The sequence below is a fragment of the Bacillus cihuensis genome, assembly GCF_000504145.1.
GTDB classification, from domain to species: domain Bacteria; phylum Bacillota; class Bacilli; order Bacillales; family DSM-1321; genus Peribacillus; species Peribacillus huizhouensis.
Map to the genome: position 1 here is coordinate 578,231 of NZ_KI632497.1, position 12,175 is coordinate 590,405.

General features: G+C 37.3%; 8 protein-coding genes. 3 read left to right on the plus strand and 5 right to left on the minus strand.

Translation table 11 applies throughout. The features are described 5' to 3' along the window. Positions 1-25 precede the first annotated feature (25 nt). The 4 genes from V179_RS0120980 to V179_RS0120995 form a co-directional block, all read right to left on the minus strand. A complete protein-coding gene (locus V179_RS0120980) occupies positions 26-3,031 on the minus strand; it encodes an ATP-binding protein (RefSeq protein WP_028393221.1) in 3,006 nt (1,001 codons plus the stop codon). 14 nt (positions 3,032-3,045) lie between these two features. After that, positions 3,046-4,254 carry a metallophosphoesterase family protein gene (locus V179_RS0120985; protein WP_028393222.1) on the minus strand — a complete coding sequence of 403 codons (1,209 nt, stop codon included), beginning with the start codon at positions 4,252-4,254 and terminating at the stop codon, positions 3,046-3,048. Positions 4,255-4,511: 257 nt separating this feature from the next. Further along, positions 4,512-5,765: an ABC transporter permease gene (locus V179_RS0120990; RefSeq protein WP_028393223.1), complete on the minus strand. Its 1,254-nt coding sequence runs from the start codon at positions 5,763-5,765 to the stop codon at positions 4,512-4,514. Beyond that, positions 5,758-6,657, minus strand: a complete 900-nt coding sequence (locus V179_RS0120995) for an ABC transporter ATP-binding protein (protein WP_028393224.1) — start codon at positions 6,655-6,657, stop codon at positions 5,758-5,760. The genes V179_RS0120990 and V179_RS0120995 overlap by 8 nt, the downstream gene beginning before the upstream one ends. Positions 6,658-6,918: 261 nt before the next feature. On the opposite strand from V179_RS0120995, the gene V179_RS0121000 reads away from it, so the two are divergent. Both V179_RS0121000 and V179_RS0121005 read left to right on the plus strand, forming a co-directional pair. After that, on the plus strand, positions 6,919-7,107 hold the full coding sequence (locus V179_RS0121000) for a YhzD family protein (protein WP_034302129.1): 189 nt from the start codon (positions 6,919-6,921) through the stop codon (positions 7,105-7,107). Between the two features lie 189 nt (positions 7,108-7,296). After that, positions 7,297-8,145: a dimethylarginine dimethylaminohydrolase family protein gene (locus V179_RS0121005; RefSeq protein WP_028393226.1), complete on the plus strand. Its 849-nt coding sequence runs from the start codon at positions 7,297-7,299 to the stop codon at positions 8,143-8,145. Between the two features lie 350 nt (positions 8,146-8,495). On the opposite strand, the gene V179_RS0121010 is transcribed toward V179_RS0121005, so the two are convergent. Beyond that, positions 8,496-10,004 carry a coproporphyrinogen III oxidase gene (locus V179_RS0121010; RefSeq protein WP_028393227.1) on the minus strand — a complete coding sequence of 503 codons (1,509 nt, stop codon included), beginning with the start codon at positions 10,002-10,004 and terminating at the stop codon, positions 8,496-8,498. A 315-nt stretch (positions 10,005-10,319) separates the two neighbouring features. On the opposite strand from V179_RS0121010, the gene V179_RS0121015 reads away from it, so the two are divergent. Next, on the plus strand, positions 10,320-12,002 hold the full coding sequence (locus tag V179_RS0121015; RefSeq protein WP_028393228.1) for a hypothetical protein: 1,683 nt from the start codon (positions 10,320-10,322) through the stop codon (positions 12,000-12,002). The last annotated feature ends 173 nt before the right edge of the window (positions 12,003-12,175 follow it).

A 12,175-nucleotide genomic window follows, 5' to 3' on the forward strand; every position in this document is an offset into this window, starting at 1 on the left:
AGATAAATCTGTTCTAATTTTTTGCTTATAAAGAAGCTCCTAAAGGAGTTGACAAATACGTTAAACCGTTTTTTGAAAAGTGGTTGAGCAGATGTTCATGACATGTAAAGAAAATTATTTGCCTATGTTCAGAAACTTTTTCAAGTAAAGCAATCGTATTTGCTGTTCGTTTGCTGTCAAAATTCACAAAGCTATCATCAATAATCAAAGGAAAAGAATCATCCTTGAATGTGTAGTCTGCGAGCGCAAGTCGGAATGCTACATATATTTGTTCTTGAGTACCACGGCTCACTTCATTGACGTCAAAAATCAAATGATCAGAGCGCTGGATAGTGAATCCGTCCGAATCATGGTTCAGAAAAATGCGATTGTACTGTCCATCCGTTAAATAGGTAAAATACTCTTCTGCTTTGCTTATCACACTAGGAAGACGTTCCTTTTTAAATGTATCAATCGTTTGGTTCAGCAAACTACGTGCTACGGCATATTTGGCCCAGTCTTTTGCTTCTTCGTTAAATATTCGGCGCGCTTCATAAAATTGATGCATTCTTTCATCATATAAACCGCCTTCTTCAAGCTGTTTAATTTTGTGTTTCAAATCAGATTGGTTCTCTAGCAGCTGTTCATGTTTACTAGTGATTTCAGTTCGAATTGTTTCAAGATTTTCAATCGTATACTTGCTAATGTCTTTTTCGATATAGCAAGTGAGTTGTTCTCCTTGTAAACGCGCCTGCTCAAGTTGGACAATGATAAGCTTCAGCTGGCTGAGAAGTTGTAGCTTTTCTTCAGCATCAAATGCTTTTTTCCGAAAATCACCTTCATCGGCCGCACCAACTTGGTCTATTAATTCTTGTATTTGCTTAGTTACATAATCCGTTTCTGATTTGTGATTCTCAAGTGCAACTTCCGTTTTGGATTTTTCCTCAAAATTCTGTTTCAGTTGAATTTGTTTTTCGAACAAACCATTTAACGCTCGTTTCAAAATAGTGAGAGCTTCCTGCCAAGTACCCGGATATTCTTCCAACTCACTGGTATAATAAAACAACGCTTTCTTCCTATTTTGTATTTCCAAATGTATATGCTCTATATTATTACGGATTTCGTTTTTCTCTTCCACTTTCACTTTTAATTTCTCAAGCGAGCTGAAGATTTGCTCTAAGTCATGCTGGATCGCTTCATTCGGAAGCCCCCATAGTTTCGCGATATTCATAGCTTCCGCCTGAACTATATTCCACGATACTTCCCAAGTTTCAAAATCATGTATCACATCATCAAATGCTTGTTCTCGTTCTCCCATCTTAAATGCTTCATTAGCTATTAAACGTTCTAATTCTCGTTCTTGTTCAAGTAGACGCCGAACTGAATCAGTTTCAAATTCTATAGATTGAAAATGAGCTTCTTCTTTCTCAAGGGAAGTTCGCTTCTCTTTGACCTCAGAAATTTGCCTCTTGTATTCAACTAACGTATTCTTTTCCTTAAAAAAGAAAAATCTTGTCCAAATAACAAATAGTGCAGCTGCAAAGAAAACAGTAAGTATAGGCTGTTTAATAATAAACGAATAATACGAAATGCCTAATAGAACCATGCTGATAAAAACAAAGATTATTCGCTTTTTACTATGTTGATCCCGCTCTTTTTTTTCTTGAACTTTATACATCCGATCCAGGTTCGCAATTTGTTCATCTAGCATATCTTTTTTCACTTGATCATATTGTTTTTGTTGATTTTGATCTTGTGCTGTCTCGAACTTGAGCTTTTGTTCCTTTGGCATGCGTCGATTCTTAAGTTCTGTCAGCCGCATTTCAGACTGTTCTAAACGGCCTTTTACTTGTTTATATCGCTCATCAAGTTGCTCTTTTTCATTACTTAACACTCGTTTTTTTTGAGCGAGCGTTCTTACTTTGTCCTTCTTAAAGGAGCTGAAATCAAGCCCCAAGATTGCTTCTTCACTACTTTTAAAAGACAAATCAGCCTTATGTTGATCGATTTCCTTATTTACTAGTTCGAAAACTTTTTCTGCTTGATGTTTATCGAGCTCTAATTGTTCAAGAAGCGCAGAACTCTCGATAGCTGTTTCGATATTTTCTTTATTTCCTTCTAAAAAAGGGGATACGAACATCTTCTCCCGTTCAATCATCAGTTCGTCAATCTGTTGTTGAAATGAAGCTTGCTTTGCCTCAAGCTGCAGCAAAATAGAACTTAGCTGTTCAAACCGTTTTAAACCATCAATTGGAAACAATTGATCACCTAACAGAGCCAATCTCGATTTGATGACAGCCTGCTCTTCAATAAGCGGCTTGATTCGAAGATATTCTCCTGTATAAAAGAGCTGTTCTTCATTAACCTGAAATTGTTTCTTCAGCTCTTCCAGTTCTTCGTTAATTTCTTTTAACTCAATTTGTAATTCATTATAGGTAAGCTGATCATCACCTGCGATTTTCATATCTTGTTGACGTGTTTTCAGCTGCTTCATTTGACTATTAAGCAGCGGTTTCTGTCCAGAAGGTTTGAACCTTAAATCCAGCTCTTTTTGCAGTTTCCCTTCTACATCCAAAATCTTATCATTGCCAACTAAACCTGCCGAAAGCAAATACTTGCCTATGGTTCCTTCTCCTAGCATATGTAGTCTTTGTAAACCTTGTAGGTCAAAAGAAAAAATCGATTGATAATAGGCCTTATCCATGCCTTGCATAATATTATTAAGCATTTCTTCCCCAAACACTTCACCATTTTCAAACGTGACAATTACATCCCCCGTCGCTTTTCCTTTTACCCTTTCAATTCTTACCTCGCCATATTGCTTTGTTGCAACAATAAGCAGCCCTCCATATTTGGCATGCATTTTTGGTTCATATCGTAACTCGTTTTGAATTTTTGTTGGGAAGCCAAATAAGATACTGTGGATAAACGACATTATTGTTGATTTGCCAGCTTCATTTTTCCCGAAAAACACATGCAGACCTGACATGTTTGTAAACCGCATATTTTCCATTTTTCCATAGCCGTATATGTATATTTCTTTGATTTTCAAACTGCACTCTCTCCTTATTGCAGCATTTGCAAAAGCATCCGTTTGGCGTCTTTTAGAATTTTCCCTTGCTCTTCTTCCGTCAGTGAATCAAGCCATTTCTTAGCAATCCCATGTCGATATAAAGGATTGAGCGCTTCATCGTATTCCGTAAAACATTCTACTTTTGAAAGGAGCTCTGATGTAAACGGCGTGTCATGTAAAACAACTGGCATAGTGTCCTTATGAAAAGTTATCCGATATGGCCAGACATTCCATTCCTCATCTTCTGCCTGCTCTTGTAATATTGATAGAACATCATCTAGAAAATCTTCACGAAGGATATTAGAATCATGACCATCCCTTCCATCTAGGATAAGATCAAGTAAGTACTTCTCTTTAAATGGATGATATTTCATCAAAATATGTTTGCATTCCGCTAAAATCGCATCAAATGTGTATCCCTCGGAAATCGTGACAGTTACTGTATCCCAAATCACTTCTGAGGTACGAATAAATTGCTGTTTCCAATCTGAACCATTAAGTTCAATCAAATAGCAGCCCTTCTCCCCGTTTTCCTTGCGATTTCTGCCTTGAATATTTCCAGGATAAATGGCAAGCGGTTGTTCTGAGATAATTTCCCTTTTATGAATATGACCAAGCGCCCAATAATCGAAATGCTTGTCTGTGAGATCTCGTAATGTGAACGGCGCATATGGACTATGAGTTGTAACGCCTTCTAAATTCCCGTGTAGAAGTCCAATATGGTAATCCGCACCTTCAATCTTTGCATATGTATCAATCATTCTCTCAGTTACATGTCGCTTCGGATAGCTGAATCCGTAAAGATGAACTAGCGTACCATCACTTTTTTGAAACAACTTCATTTCGGTTTTTTCCGAAAATACATGAACATTATCAGGAAAATCCACATGTATCCATGCTCCGCCCAGATGATCGTGATTACCGTGAATAATATATACAGGTATTCCAGCCGCCTTCAAACGCTCCATTTCCCTGCGAAACTTCACTTGAGTACGTAAGCTTCTATTTTCACCGTCAAATAAGTCACCTGATAAAAGCATAAAGTCCACTTTCTGCTCAATGGCTGTACCGATAATATTGCGAAATGCTTTGAACGGACTTTCCCGCATTTCGTCTGTCCATGCTTTAGGTACAGATTTTAGTCCTGTAAATGGACTATCTAAATGTAAATCTGCCGCATGTAAAAAAACAACCGGTCTCATATTCATTCCTCAATTCCATATTTGATTCTCTTGTCAAATAGTTTACCCTAATTGTAGCATAAGCAGAACACACTTTCCCATTTTTTCACTCATGGAAAAGTCAAACCCCACATCTACTATCTATTATTTATATGACTAACCAACATAATAAACAGTGGATAAATTGTGAGGTCAGAAAAAAAGGGGCAGCACCCCCTATCTACTATTTATTGTTTATATGACATGAAGACGCTATAAACAATATATAGAGTATGAGGTCAGACCCTTTTCTTTGATAATTGCAAAGCGTTTTTGATACTTTTTAAAGATTTCGAGCTTCCATACATTAGAACGCCACCGCGATAGATTTTTGCCCCTATCATACCTAGCAAGATAATCGTCACGATTAGTAAACCGATACTTATGGCGATTTCCCAGAAAGGAACATTAAGCATACCAACTCGTAAAAACATAATCATTGGACTGAAAAATGGAATAAATGATGTGATCGTAATATAACTAGCTGAAGGATTGCCCAGTCCAAACATCGCAATTAGGAAGGCAATGACAACAAGCATCGTCATCGGTGAGATCATTTGCTGTACATCTTCTATTTTGCTTACTACAGAGCCAAGACAAGCAGCAAGTGTCGCATACAAAAGATAACCAAGCATAGCAAATATGATCGCGTAAATAATGGTGGAAATATTCGTGTTACCAAAACCAAAAAACGCAAAAAATCCTTCATTCATTTCAGCCAAATTCTGTTTAACCGAGACATAACCTACTCCGAAAAATAAAATCATTTGGGTAAGGCTGAGCAAGGCAACACCTAATATTTTAGCAAACATTTGGGTAATCGGTGGAACACTTGATATTAAGATTTCCATCACTCTTGACGTTTTTTCTGTAGCCACTTCCATCGCAATCATGGTTGCATACATTAACACACCGAAATAAATGACAAACAAAAGCACATAGACAAGCCCCCGAGCTTGATTCAGATCTTCCTCTGATTTTGCATTTTCTGCAAGAGCGATTGATTCATAAGCTGGTGGTGTATTCAATTGTACGATTTGTTGGTCCGTTAAGTTTAATTCACTCGCAGTATGCTTGCTTTTCAATTGAGAAAGCGCGTGTAATAAATCATTGCTTATCATCGAATCTGATATTTGATTGGCTTTATACGTTCCTTTTAAGCCATAGGTCACGTCTTTTTCAAGAAGTAAATAGCCGCTAATTTCTTCATCCGTTACCATTTCCTTTGCAGCTGCTTCATCTTTGGAAGCGATCATCGTAATGTCATCGTTAACAGCTTTTACTTCAGCTTTAAAGTCCTCAAATAAATGGTCTCCAGTTTGATCGATGATAGCAACTTTGTCTTGGTCATCACTTCCAAATGCCTTCAAAATATTCGTCATGTTAGAAAGAATAAGAACTAACGCCATCATAATAATTGTAGTTATAATGAAAGATTTCGTTTTTAATTTTGATAAATAGGTATGGGAAAGCACAATCCAAAATTTATTCATAGGCTGCACCTACTTTTTCGATAAAGATATCGGTCAATGACGGTTCTTCCAATTCGAATTTCCGAACAAATCCCCTTGGAACAAGTTCACGAATGATTTTTTCTGCAACATCCTCACCCGTAACCTGTAGAATTCTACCTTCCATCGTTGTCTTGACTTTCGTTACACCAGGATAAGAATCCAAGAAGGATAAATCAAAATCAGCTCGAATCGACACATTCTTTTTTCCAAATGAACGCTTAATTTCTTTAAGATTACCTTCAACTACAGGTGATCCCTTATGCATAATGCAAAGATGCTCACACATTTCTTCAACATGCTCCATTCGATGGCTCGAGAAAACGATCGTCGTACCGCTATCTCGCAAATCAATGACCGCTTCCTTGAGCATCTCTACATTCACTGGATCTAGACCACTAAATGGTTCATCAAGTATAAGCAATTCCGGTTTATGAATCATGGAAGCGATCAACTGAATTTTTTGCTGATTTCCTTTAGAAAGCTCTTCAACACGCTTATCAATATATTCTGGAACCTTAAAACGGTCAAGCCAATACTCAAGTTCCTTTAAAGCATCTGCTTTGTTCATTCCTCTTAATCTTGCTAGATAAACAATTTGTTCCCGCACTTTTAACTTCGGGTATAGTCCACGTTCTTCAGGCAGATAGCCAATTAAAGAGCTGCTCGCATAATCGATCTTCTTCCCATTCCAAACAATTTCTCCTTCTGTTGGATCAAGCAGACCAAGTATCATCCGAAATGTTGTTGTTTTACCAGCCCCATTGCCGCCTAAAAAACCAAACATTTCTTTCTCAGGGATTGTGAAATTAAGATTATTGACAGCGGTAAATTCTCCAAACTTTTTTGTTACTCCTTTAATTTGTAAAGCCAACTAATTACCCCCTTTACGTGATACTTCTATCGGTGGGAATTTATTAAATTCACGACACCTTTTTTCGATTCTTACCCAGAATAATTTAGATGTGTTACATACAATAAGATGGGATAAAACACCATTCCACTATCATCTTAACGAAATTCCTATCCATGTACAATACGTATGCCCTAAAATAAAGTTGTATAAGTGGTATAATATTATGAAAATTGCAAATTAATCACAAATAATTTTCAAGAATATAAAGGAGTGTTTTATATGAGCAATATTTATAAATTGACAGTCTTTGAATCATCAGGGGAAAAATTGTTAGATGAGGCTTTTACAGCTGAAAATGATGACATGGCAAAAAAAATAGGTCAGCGATTATTAATTGAAAAAAACTATGAACAGAAAACACACCGTTGTACTTCATCCGCAGGTAAACTTCTTCTCTTTCACCCTTAAATACGTAAACAAAAGGAGCTTCTCAAAAGGATCATAACAGCCCCCTACAACAACTAAATACAGTAATAGATACGTGTATGAAAAACGACATATCCTTCATAGTAAATGGTGGCGTGTTAACGCCATATTAGTTTACTGTGAAGGAAAAAGGGAAAGAATACAAGAAAAAGTTAAATTAGGAGGAGAAATATGTTAGTAGATCATAACACTGTTAACTACTGTATGAATGAATACAATATTTTAAAAAAAGTAATTGTCTGTGAGCCACAATATATGGAAATCCGTGAAGTGATTAATGAAACTCAAAAGCAATATAAAAATGAAAACATTGATCGAGAGTTGGCTATGCAGCAACATAAGCAATTTATTGAACAATTAGAGGATTTAGATGTAAAAGTATATCAACTTCCCGCCCGTGCAAAGTTTCCTGAACAAGTTTTCACACGTGACATTGGTTTTACTATTGGAAAAACAGTATTTGTAGCAAAAATGGCAAATCATTTGCGACAAGGTGAGGACAAAGTATTGAAATCCTGGCTTGAGGAAGTGGAAGTTCCATTTTACGATTTAACAATGGCGCATATTGAAGGTGGCGATGTATTAATTGATCGAAAATCTATCTACATTGGCGTTAGTTCTCGAACCGATGAAAAGTCTATCGTACAGCTACAAAATCTTCTACCGCATTTTGAAATCATCGCTTTACCGTTTAATAATAAATTTCTACACTTAGATTGTGTATTCAATATCATCTCTGAAACTGAAGCACTATTTTTTCCAGAAGCATTTGCAAAAGAAGAAATTGATTTGCTTCACTCACGGTATGACCTGATTGAAATTAATGATTGTGAACAATTCACTTTAGGGACAAACGTTCTTTCAATTGGCAGAAAAAAAATCATCAGTCTTACCGGCAATAAGGGCGTGAATAATCAACTTCGCACAAGGGGATATGAGGTAATTGAAGTAGATATGTCTGAAATCATTAAATCAGGCGGGTCATTTCGATGCTGTACAATGCCACTTGTACGAGAATAAGTATTTTCCCGATTTGATACATAAATCCTGGAAGCAACGCTTATTACATTTTAAGTAAAGGCTGTTTTCACATACTTTGTTGCTTTTCAATCATTTTTACACTAATAACCCGGGTTGATTTCCGTTGCAGGTACTCGCTTTCCGCGGGCGGTCTCAGAAGCCTCCTCAGTGCTTTGCACTTGCGGGGTCTCCCTCAACACGCTTTTCCCGCAGGAGTCTCGCACCTTCCACTACAATCAACATCTGTGCGAATTGGTTTCTTGCTAAAAACAACAATCTTTACGAAAAGAGCCTAAGTAAAAAAAGAACCCTCAGCACCATTTCTGTTATGGTCTAGGGTTCTGCTTCTGTTATTTTTGTACAACCCCAAACAGTTCTTCAAGAATCTCTATTTTCTTCTCCGTATAGTGTTCAAAATTGTCGTTGTATGACTTAGGATCCTTAGGATTTGCAAAATGAGTAATCTTCCCTGTAACTGGGTCAAGGAACTTACTCGCTGCCCCACAGCCAAGCCCAATAATGGTTTGCTGTTCTTCCATGATCATGATATTATACAAACTTTCTTGACCAGGGAAAGAATAACCGACATTTTCAAGGTTACCGAGAATATTTTTCTGGCGATACAAGTAATATGGCGTGTAACCATGCTTTTCAGCCCAACTCTCGGCCGTTCGCATCATTTTCTCAGCTTCTTTACGTGAAGCTACTTTATATTTTTGCTTATTGCGTGTCATTTCTGAAGCACGTTTGAACGATAACGTATGAACAGTTAGTGATTCTGGCAACAGCTTTTCCGTCTCATCCAAAGTAACCTGAAACTCAGGAAGCTCCTCTCCAGGAAGCCCAATAATTAAATCCATATTAATATTGTTCATGCCCATCTTTCTTGAAAGATGGAATTTCGTAATCGTTTCTTCAACCGTATGATGGCGCCCGATTGCCTTCAGCGTCTCCTGAATATATGATTGCGGATTCACACTAATTCGGTCGATATTCCACTTTTTCAATACTTCTAGCTTTTCTGGTGTAATCGTATCCGGACGCCCTGCTTCAACTGTTATTTCACGAACCTTTTCAACATCTGGGAAACTTGCATACATTTCTTCGTACAGCATATCCATTTCCTCTGCAGTAATACTTGTTGGGGTACCGCCACCATAATAAATCGTGGTGATTTTTACATTATGTTCTTTCATCCAGCGGCCCATTTCTTTAATTTCATAATGAAGACCGCCGAGGAACGAAGTCACAGATCCTTGTCTGCCATTAATCGCATAGGCAGGGAATGTACAATAGGCACATTTAGTTGGGCAAAATGGAATCCCAATATAGATGCTCACTTCTTTTTTCAATTCATATAAGTCCGGAATGGCTGCCAATTGTCGATCGACAATACGCTGCATCAGTTCAATTTTCTCATCAGAAATTAAATAATCTTCACGAAGTTCAGCATGTGCTTGTTCTTTCGGAAGCCCTTGTTGAAGCTTATTATGGAGGAGTTTGGTTGGACGGATTCCAGTTAAGATGCCCCATTTCTGTGTGATACCTGTGACTTGTTGAAGCACATCCAAATACACATGGGAAACAACCCGCTTCACTTGTTTAAACTGCTCTTTATCTGTATTTGCTGGAATTAGATCTTGGGAATAACCAGCTAAATAGCTATTTTCCGTAGTTCTATCTAGTAGCGATGCAGATACGGTAATTTTATCGGTAACTTCATAATGCAGGGTTACTTCAAAATCTGCATCTTTCACGTCACCAAAAACAATTTCCGATTCTTCATAAAATAAGTTCGCAATATTTCGAAGCGGACGTTCAAACCGCTCATCATGTAATCCCTTTATTTCAATTTGCAAAATGATCACCTGTTTAATTTTATTTCGTAAATATCCTTTTCATTTTACAGAATTGGACTAGTTCGGTCAATGTTAACAACAGCCAAAGCAATTTGCTAGCGACTAATCCAGCATTTTTTCAACTAAAAAATTGGAATCCGCACCCTTCTTGCTGACATTAAATTTTGCGGTCCAAAATAAGTTTTTAACGCTTACAAATTAACTTATAAACCCTCCCTGAAGATCCATTTTGGGGTTTGACTATAAAACTATTAAAGATATAAAATAGATTGGTATTTGTAGTAAAATAGAAGATTGGAAGACAGGGTGAGATACTTGATTGAATTAAAACTGCGTAATATTTTAAGGCAAGTGAAAAGCAAAATCCCCGAAAAAAGATACGAGGCTCTTGACCAGCTTTTTCAATATAAGCATCAGGATGGGCTCGAGGTCCAAATGGATGTTCTTAAGGATATCATAAAAACTGCGGCTTCCAAATTTCCAGAGCGTGTGGATCAATGGGACAACCCTTCCTTTTATTTAATCGATTTTGTCTGCGATTTTCCAATGCCTGAAGTCATAGAGAGCTTGATAAAGTATTTTGACGATTTTGACCTACAGGCTAAAGAAAGGGTCATTGAATTTTTGCTGTCGACAGAAGATGATGATATTTTTTATTTTCTCGAAGAAAAGATCGTCAAGTTGATGCAGACAGAGGATTTCGTTATTCCAGCTAGGGAGTTAGCAGCCTATCCTGTGCTTATTAAAGGAATCCTTGATACCTCACTTGACAAGCTCCATTCAAACCATTATAAGTTCAAGCTATATGACTTATTATTGTCTCTTAACAAATCCAGCTATGAACAGGGATATAAAAAAGAGACTGTTCTCTCTTTCTTACTCGAAGACTATCAAGCTGTGAAACAGGATTACATAAAATTTAATCCCGAATATTCAACAAAATATGTTTATTCTGCTTGGAAGGACAGCTACTTTGTTGTCCGCAACCAAATGAGGCTATTTATTAGTTTAATGGAATATTATTATACTCCGCAAATTGGCAACGAGCTCGAGATGGCGCTTGATTTCCGTGATCCTTTGATCAAGACAGAAGCCCTCCTTGTATGTATAGCAAAAAACCTTCCTTTTAAGCAAAGTACTTTATTGGAATGTGCAGAGCATATCGAAAGTGCAGAAATGGCATATTGGGAACTGTGTGAAAAGAATTTGGAAAATCTTTATCCAATCCCTGAAGGAAAGCAGCCTCATTTGGCCAAAACCAGGCTCTTCTCCACTATTATCAACCTACCTGAGGATGAGAACGGAATAATCCGCTTACCCGATGACATCCAGATAATCGATATAGTGGAAACTGAAAATGCTTATGGACAGCCAGTACGCTATTATCTGACGAGTTTCAGAGAGCACGGCTGTGTGTATGCTGCATGGGTAGGCGGCTATGCCCTTGAAGATGGCGATGACACAGCAAATCTATGGGACGGTACATATACCGATTTTGTAGAATTCGATTCGGGTAGCATTGAAGAACATAAGCAGACCTTTTTCAAAAAAAGAGCTGAGGAAAAGCTAGAATATGAAAACAGTGTTTATTATGAAAGCTCGCCAAAGCTCAGCAATGGAGCATGGTTCTATTTGGCCCTTCTAATTACCCACTGGATTAGGGCGGCTATTACCGGATTTGAAGGCTCCCTTCTGCCTTCCATTTTTTTCACCTTAATTGGAGCGGCATTGTTCATTTTCGAATTCACAAAAAATAAGAAGAGAAATATCTTAATTACCGGTCAGCAGCTCATAAAGAAAGATGGAACAAAACTGCAAAGTATCGGTTTGCATGAGATCAAGAAAGTAGAATATAACAAGAAGCATGTCATTTTGTATAACAAGAAAAATGAACTTGCCTTTAAGTTCCCGCTCAAATGGGTTCGCTATGAACTTTTTTATCTTCATATGAAAGAGCATACTGCCCATTTGAAGGAAAGGCCATTCATTCAATCATAAAACTAATTGTCAGGGATTCTCTATGGTTACGAAAACCCATGGGAGTCCCTTTTCTATTGTTTTCATTGAAATTCTATGTAAGCGTCTAACAACTTGGGTCGATTAAAACCTAAAGGGCTCTATACAATTCATCAACTATGCTGCCACGTTACTCGAAAAAGAAGATCTTTCAT